This is a genomic window from Aldersonia kunmingensis (assembly GCF_001646865.1).
Classification (GTDB): domain Bacteria; phylum Actinomycetota; class Actinomycetes; order Mycobacteriales; family Mycobacteriaceae; genus Aldersonia; species Aldersonia kunmingensis.
Window position 1 is genome coordinate 1 of the sequence record NZ_LRRB01000298.1, and the last position, 5,213, is coordinate 5,213.

At 65.0% G+C, this 5,213-nt stretch carries 4 protein-coding genes and 1 pseudogene; 4 read left to right on the plus strand and 1 reads right to left on the minus strand.

The window, feature by feature from the left end; all coding sequences use genetic code 11:
* A pseudogene (locus tag A8G08_RS23870) lies at positions 1-220 on the minus strand (serine hydroxymethyltransferase); the annotation flags it as partial.
* Between the two features lie 161 nt (positions 221-381).
* On the opposite strand from A8G08_RS23870, the gene A8G08_RS23875 reads away from it, so the two are divergent.
* From A8G08_RS23875 to A8G08_RS23890, 4 genes are all read left to right on the plus strand, one after another.
* Positions 382-1,053: a GntR family transcriptional regulator gene (locus A8G08_RS23875; RefSeq protein WP_068279763.1), complete on the plus strand. Its 672-nt coding sequence runs from the start codon at positions 382-384 to the stop codon at positions 1,051-1,053.
* Positions 1,054-1,158: 105 nt separating this feature from the next.
* Positions 1,159-1,833 (plus strand): GntR family transcriptional regulator, encoded by a 675-nt coding sequence (locus tag A8G08_RS23880; RefSeq protein ID WP_068279764.1) that lies wholly within the window; start codon positions 1,159-1,161, stop codon positions 1,831-1,833.
* 14 nt (positions 1,834-1,847) lie between these two features.
* Positions 1,848-2,585: a hypothetical protein gene (locus A8G08_RS23885; RefSeq protein WP_068279767.1), complete on the plus strand. Its 738-nt coding sequence runs from the start codon at positions 1,848-1,850 to the stop codon at positions 2,583-2,585.
* Positions 2,586-2,838: 253 nt separating this feature from the next.
* Positions 2,839-5,213: sensor histidine kinase (locus tag A8G08_RS23890; protein ID WP_068279773.1), on the plus strand; the 2,375-nt coding region annotated here is incomplete at its 3' end.

Here is a 5,213-nt window from a genome sequence, read left to right on the forward strand (position 1 = left end):
AGTTGCTCGATGACATCGACGTGCTCGCAGCCGCCGTAGTAGCGCCGGCCGGGTAGCCCTCGGCGTACTTGTTGGTGAGTACCGACCCCTGTGCCTGCATGACGGCGAGCGGCGCGAAGTTCTCGCTCGCGATCATCTCCAGGGTGTTCTGCTGGCGACCGAGCTCGGCCGCGATCGCCTGATGCACGGCGGGATCGAGGTCGGCGAGCGCTTGGCTCAGCAAGGGATTGCCGTCGTTCACGGCGGGTGCTGCTGTGTCGAGAGTCATGATCGCCTTTCCTGGCCTGTCAGCTGATCTGTAACTAATATATCAACTGTCGAGAAGAGTAGGATCAGAATCCGGCGACGTCAATAGCAGCTGGAAATCAGGAGGAATAAGCGATGAGCCTGGCGTTTGCCGCGGTGGGCGATGTGGACTCGGGTACGAGGACGAATGCCGACCGTGCGTACGAAATCATTCGGGAACGCCTGATCATGCTCGATATACGGCCAGGTGAGCCGATCAACGACGAGCAGCTCGCCGGCGACCTGGGCTTCGGCCGTACTCCGGTGCGCGAGGCCCTCAAGCGGCTCGAGCGCGAACGTCTCGTTATTGCCTATCCGCGGCGCGGTACGTTCGCGACGATCGTCGACATGACCGATCTGGCCGATATCTGCGAGATCCGCAAGCAGCTCGAACCCGCGGCCGCCGCTCGCGCTGCGCGCGTCGGCTCGGCCCAGGCCCGGGCGCGACTATCCGCCCTTGCGGCCGAGATCGCCGAAATGGGCGTGGACGACGATCCGCGCGACGTGCTGCGCAAGGACGTGCACGTGCACCGCGAGATCTACCGCGCCTCGGGAAACCCGCATCTCGAGGACATCCTGGTCGGACTCGACGCGCACGCCACCCGCATCTGGTGCCTGTTCCTCGACCGTCTGCCCGATATTGCCGGGCACGTTCGTGAGCACCTTGCGCTGCTCGACGCGATTCTCGTCGGTGACGAGGCCACCGCTGCTGCCCTGACGCTTGCCCACGTGACGGGTTTCGAGCGCGCCGTTCGGGCCGTGTTGTAGAAACACGCAGGGAAAGCGGATACAAGATATCGGTCGACTGATATATCATCGGTCGAGTCTGGTCCTGCGGCGCAGCAGGTCGGCACCCAGAAAGGGGCGTAGACCATGACGGTGCTCGGAACGGAATCGCTCGACGCGGACACCGCAACGATGTCCCTTGCCGATCGCGCGTACGTCGCGATTCGCGACAAGCTGATCATGCTCGACATTCGTCCGAATGAGGCGATCGCCGAGAGCGAGCTCGCGACGCAACTGGGCGTCGGGCGCACGCCTGTCCGAGAGGCGCTCAAGCGGCTCGAGGCCGACCGCCTGGTGATGTCCTTCCCGCGCCGGGGCACGTTCGCCACTGGTGTCGATGTCGCCGACCTGCGGCACATCTCGCAGATTCGCGTTCACCTCGAACCGGTCGCGGCGCGCACGGCCGCCGAAGCCGCGACACCGGCAGTGCGCGCGGAATTGCTCGAACTCGCTGACCGGACAGAGGAGCTCGATGCCGGAAATATCGACCGCGACGAGCTGATGCGCTGGGACCTCCGTATTCACCGTGCGGTTTATCGCGCGGCCGGCAATCCACACCTCGAGGACATCCTGATCCGGTACGACAACCTCGCTACCCGGATCTTCTGCCTGTTCCTCGAACGGTTGCCGACCGTGGCTCGCCACGTCGGCGAGCACACGGATCTGTTGCGAGCCATCGCCGCCGGTGATGGCGACAAGGCGGCCGCAATCGCGCTGGACCACGTCACCGGGTTCGAGGAGTCGGTCCGCCAGGTCGTTTAGTCGGCATAGATTTCGTGCACAGCTCGACCGAGCTCAGCTCCGCGATGTTCGACTTCGACATCGCCGGCGAGCCTGGCACGGTCGAGGACGTCTTTCCTGGATTCACCGAGCACGACCGCCTCGGCGTGGTGGTGCGCAACGACTTCGGTGCGGTTGGCGCCAGCACACTGATCCTCGCCGCAGTCACCGCCTTCTACGACGATCAGCGGGCCAAGAACCCCGAGTTCTTCGTGTATCCGGACTATTTCCTGTTCCATACCGGCCGTGCGCGCGGCGAGCACGCGATGCTCGAAATCTTCCGCGGCCACAAGGAAGTCGTTGTTTTCGACGACCCCGAGGCGATCCTGCAGGCCATCAACGACAGGGCGATCACGCGACTGCTCGTCGAGGACGGCATACCGGCGGCCGAGGATCTGCTCCAGCCCGACACGCGCGCCAGCGCGGAGAAGCGGATCCGCACGTACCTCGCCTACCGGCCGTCCGGTCGTGTCGAGAACGCCGACGTGACCGTAACCGGTAACGAGATCACCGAAGGATATGTCGGCGCCGTGCTCGACCCCGTCGCGCATGCGGAAGCCATGCGTCGGCGCGATCCCGTTGTGGCGGAAAGGATCCTGCTTCGCAGCAGAGAGGTGGACCCGGAGGAGGCAGCAGCCCGGCGCGCTGAGCGCAGCGGGCTGCTGCGGGACGGCCGACCGGTCGAGACCTTCCGGCGCCTAACGCCAGCCGAGGGGCTGGCGCGGTTGGCCTAAGAAAGGTAGCGGCTTCAACCCGGAGACGGTCACGTCACCGGGTAGGCGACGACAGGGGCCCGGCGGAGCCCGCCTTCGTCCGCGTTCCACCGGCCGAACACTCAACGCAGTCGCTCGCATCGCTTCGACGAGGCCCGCTGCACGGGGACACCGCCCGGGCAGTTCCCGTTGGCCAGATCCGCCATTATTAAGGAAGTTTAAGAGTAACGAGGCCCAAGTTAACGTTGGATATTCGACTAGCTATATTCCCCCGATGTTGAAAGTGCGCCTCGGAATCCGATCCCGGATCCTTGCCATCGCGTTGGTTCCAAGCCTGGCGTTGCTCGGAATCGGTGTAGGTACGGCGGGTTATCTGATACGTGAGGGTCGCCAGTCCGAACAATGGGCGGCAGCGAACCTGGATGCCACGAGCCACGCTCGCGACGTGATTGCCAGCGTACAAGTGGAACGGATGCTGACACTGTGGCAGCTGTCCGGTGGGCAGAGCGATCCGGCCGCGCTCGGCGCAGCACGGAGCAGGCTCGACACCGCGTTCGCGGCACTGGCCCCCTACGCATCACGGCTGCAGACCGTGTCGCAGGGCACCCTAGGTGCAGACACGGGTGGATTCGATACCTTGAGCGCTAGCCTGCCCCAGATCCGCGGTCAGATCGACGCCGGAAGAATGTCGATCAACGACACCTACGCCCTCTACAACACCATTCTCGATGCCGCTGCGCTCGGCACCACCCTCGTCGCCGCCAATGCGCCCAGCACCGAGGTCGGCGTTGCACTCATCAACGGTGCGCGCGTCCTGCACGCGATGGAGGCGATGTCGCGGTCCGCGGCGCTCACCGCTGCCGAACTGCAAGGACTGCTCAGCAGCACTCCGCTGCGCAACGACTATCGAAACCTGGTCGGGTCCTACCGAGTCGCACTTTCGCAGCTCGCCGCCGACCTGGGCACTGATCCGGCAGCCGAGAAGATCAAGGCAGTAATGGCATCGCCGGGCTGGCAGCAGGGGGCCGCGATGGAGGACTACCTCATCAATCCGCCGAAGCCGGACAAAAGCGGTGACGTCCCGCCGCCACCAATGGCCTTCCCCGAGTGGCGTGCCGTGCAGGAACAGCTGTATGAAAACGTGATCGGCGCATGGAAAGACCTGAACGACCATGCGAACCAGATCGCTGCCGACGAGGGCAAACGCACCGCGGCGAACTCACTGTGGGCGGGTGCCGCTGTGCTCGCGATTGCGCTCGTGGCGTTCCTGCTGTCGCTATGGCTGGCCAACCGACTGATCGGGCGGCTCACGCGCCTACGCAAGGAAACACTGGACCTGGCAGAGGTCGAACTGCCCGAAACCATGCGCAAGCTGGGCGCGGGCGAGCAAGTCGATCCCAAAGCTGCGCACCTGGACTTCGGTGACGACGAAATCGGCTCGGTGGCAAAGGCCTTCAACCGCGCACACACAGCGGCCGTGTCCGCCGCGGTCACCGAGGCCCGCACCCGCGAGGGCGTGCGCGCGGTGTTCCTCAACATCGCCCACCGCAGCCAGCTGGTGGTGCACAGGCAACTCGAGGTACTCGACGAGGCTGAACAGCGACAAGAAGATTCCGCCATGCTCGAGACATTCTTCCGACTCGACCACCTGGCGACCCGCGAACGCCGCAACGCCGAGAACCTCATCATCCTCGGTGGCGGCGAGCCCGGCCGCCAGTGGCGGAGTCCGGTGCCACTGGTCGAGCTGGTGCGTAGCGCGATCAGCGAGAGCCTCGACTACACGCGGGTGCACACCCGCCGCATGCCTCAGGTCGCCATCGTTGGCAACGTGGTCGCCGACCTCATCCACCTGCTCGCCGAACTGGTCGACAACGCGACAGCCTTCTCCCCGCCGCAGTCGCGCGTCAAAGTGAGCGGCAATGTGGTCGGCAAGGGAGTCGCGATCGAGATCACTGATCAGGGCATGGGAATGTCGGTCGAAGAACTCGAACTCGTCAACGAGATGCTCCGCAATCCACCGGACTTCGGAGTCGAAACGCTCTCGGCGACTTCAAGCCTGGGCCTGTTCATCGTCTCCCAGCTGGGTGGACGGCACGGGATCTCGGTGCAGCTGACCGAATCCGAGTACGGCGGCATTCGCGCCATCGTGCTGGTGCCGAACTCGGTGGTCGTCGCCATTACGACACCTGTGGCCGGCCATCTGCCGGAACTCGATTCGACCGAATCAGTATCGGTTGCAGTGGGTGTCGGAACGCTGGCACTGCCAGCGCCTCCCGCCGAACAGCCAGTGCAGGCGGTGGCCGAGCCTCGGGCGTGGGCGCACCTCGAACGATCCGATAGCGCGCCGCGCACCGAGTACAAAGAATATTCTGTGGCAACCCCGAGGCACGAGCTGCCGACCTACGAGCTGCCGACCCACGCTACCGAGCCGGAGACCTTCTCCCCGCAACCGTTGCCCGGCAACGATGGTGACGGTCGCCCGTCCCTGCCTCGCCGTCGCCGGCAGGCCAGTCTGGCACCAGAGCTGGCGCACGATCCTCAACTCGAGGTGGACGTGCAGCAGCCGTCACGATCAGCGGAGCAGGCGCGAGATCTGATGTCCGCCATTGCGTACGGCACCCAGCAGGGGCGGCATTCGGAACCCCAGAC

Bases quoted from the DNA above. Each gene is read 5' to 3' on its own strand.
- A8G08_RS23875 (WP_068279763.1), top strand. From the start codon at position 382: ATGAGCCTGGCGTTTGCCGCGGTGGGCGATGTGGACTCGGGTACGAGG.
- A8G08_RS23880 (WP_068279764.1), top strand. From the start codon at position 1,159: ATGACGGTGCTCGGAACGGAATCGCTCGACGCGGACACCGCAACGATG.